Raw genomic sequence first — 508 nt, forward strand, 5'->3', positions numbered from 1 at the left:
CCGGGTCGCTGGTGGAAACCTTCGCCTACTGGCGCAGCGTACGGGAAACGACCCGTCAACTGTCCCTGCTGGACGATGCGGCCCTGCGCGATATCGGGCTGGACCGCGGTCAGATCCCGTCCGTCGCACGCCGTCTTGCCCTGAAGAAGCAGCGGCCCGCGACCGGTCGGGTGCCGCATCGCGCCGGCTAGCGGGAGATCGGACAATGTCCATGCTCGACGCTGGCCTGCTGCAGGATCTGCCCGCGACGCTCACGGGCGTTGCCGCGGCGCTCTGCCTGACCGCTGCGCCGGCATTCCGGGACCGGCGGATGATTCTGCTGGCTCAACTCGCGGCCGGAATCTGCTTCTCTGCGCACTATGTCTGTCTCGGCATCTCGGTCGCTGCGGCGGCCAACATGCTGGGCTCGGTGCAGACCGCCGCGGCTTTGTTCTCCGCCAGAAGTGCGGCAATGAACCGGCTGGGATATGCGTTGATCGGCCTGATGGCACTGGCCGGCCTGTTTTTC

The 508-nt window shown here is 67.1% G+C and carries 2 protein-coding genes; both read left to right on the forward strand.

The window, feature by feature from the left end; all coding sequences use genetic code 11:
• A partial coding sequence (locus tag ACKGJN_RS16885; protein WP_409540742.1) for a DUF1127 domain-containing protein occupies positions 1–191 on the forward strand: 191 nt, incomplete at its 5' end.
• Between the two features lie 14 nt (positions 192–205).
• The coding region (locus ACKGJN_RS16890) for a YgjV family protein (RefSeq protein ID WP_409540743.1) at positions 206–508 on the forward strand (303 nt) is incomplete at its 3' end.

It is taken from the genome of Gillisia xinjiangensis, from assembly GCF_046298265.1.
GTDB classification, from domain to species: Bacteria; Bacteroidota; Bacteroidia; order Flavobacteriales; family Flavobacteriaceae; genus Gillisia; species Gillisia xinjiangensis.